Source organism: Streptomyces sp. NPDC057438 (genome assembly GCF_042802995.1).
Classification (GTDB): domain Bacteria; phylum Actinomycetota; class Actinomycetes; order Streptomycetales; family Streptomycetaceae; genus Streptomyces.
Window position 1 is genome coordinate 1 of the sequence record NZ_JBHVDD010000214.1, and the last position, 1198, is coordinate 1198.

The 1198-nt window shown below is 68.6% G+C and carries 2 protein-coding genes; both read left to right on the top strand.

All coding sequences use genetic code 11. From position 1 onward, the window contains the following. The coding region (locus tag ACFU5F_RS42465; protein WP_383899051.1) for a TOBE domain-containing protein at positions 1-515 on the top strand (515 nt) is incomplete at its 5' end. A gap of 3 nt (positions 516-518) precedes the next feature. Beyond that, a partial coding sequence (locus ACFU5F_RS42470; protein WP_383899052.1) for an ABC transporter permease occupies positions 519-1198 on the top strand: 680 nt, incomplete at its 3' end.

A 1198-nucleotide genomic window follows, 5' to 3' on the forward strand; every position in this document is an offset into this window, starting at 1 on the left:
TCATCTATGTGACGCATGATCAGGAAGAGGCGCTGGTCATGTCGGACCGTATCGCGGTGATGCGCAACGGTCTGATCGAGCAGTTCGACACCCCCCGCGAGCTGTTCGAACGCCCGAAGACGCCGTTCGTCGCGGACTTCCTGGGCGCGGCCAACTTCCTGCCCGGCCGCATCGAACAGCACACCGACGCCCACACACTGGTCCGCCTCGACAACTCCGGCGGACTGCTCAAGGCCCGCCGCCACGACCTAGCCACGGGCACCGAGGTGAAGGTCGCTGTGCAGCCGGGCCGGCTGCGGGCCTCGGCCAGCGGCGACGGCTTCTGTTCCGGCACGGTCGAGATGGCTACCTACGTCGGCACCCTGGTCCGCGCGGGTGTGCGGATCGACGGTGGCGCGGCGCCGCTGCTGCGTCTGGAAGTCCCCGCCGGCCGAGGCCCCGTCGCCGGTGAGCGGGTCGGGATCACCGCTGACCCCGAGGACGTCAACCTCTTCCCCACCGAACAGGCGGGGTGAGTCATGGCAGCCACCCTCACCGCAGGCGCTCCCGCCCGCCCGCGCAAGCTCCTGGCCTCGCGCCGGACCCGTGTCGGGATCCTCTACGCGCTGCCGGTCGTCATCTACCTGCTGGTGCTGTTCGTCTACCCGATCTTCAGCACCCTGCTGCTGAGCCTGAAGGACGCCGACGGATCGTTCACCCTGCACTGGTACGCCGACGCTCTGACCGGCGTGAACCTCTCGGTGCTGTTCACGACCCTGCGGATCTCCGCCGAAACAGCCGTGCTCAGCCTGGGGTTCGGGTTCGTCCTGGCCCAGGCGATCTCCCGGCTCAAGCCCATCTGGGCGGGCCTGGCGATGCTGGTCGTGGTCGTCCCGCACTTCGTCTCCGCGCTGGTGCGCACCTACGGCTGGATCATCATGCTCGGCGACAAGGGCCTGGTGAACGAGACCCTCACCGCCGTGTCCGTCCCCAGCGCGCCGTTCCAGCTGCTGTACAACGAACTCGGTGTGGTGATCGGCACCACCTCGATGATGCTCCCCTACACGGTGCTGCTGCTGTACGGCGTGATGCGCGGTGTCGACCGGCGTCTGCTGGCGGCCGCGGCCAGCATGGGCGCGGGCAAGGTGACCATCTTCCGGCGGGTGTATCTGCCGCTGGTCGCCCCCGGGCTGGCCAGTGCCGGACTGCTCAGCTTCAT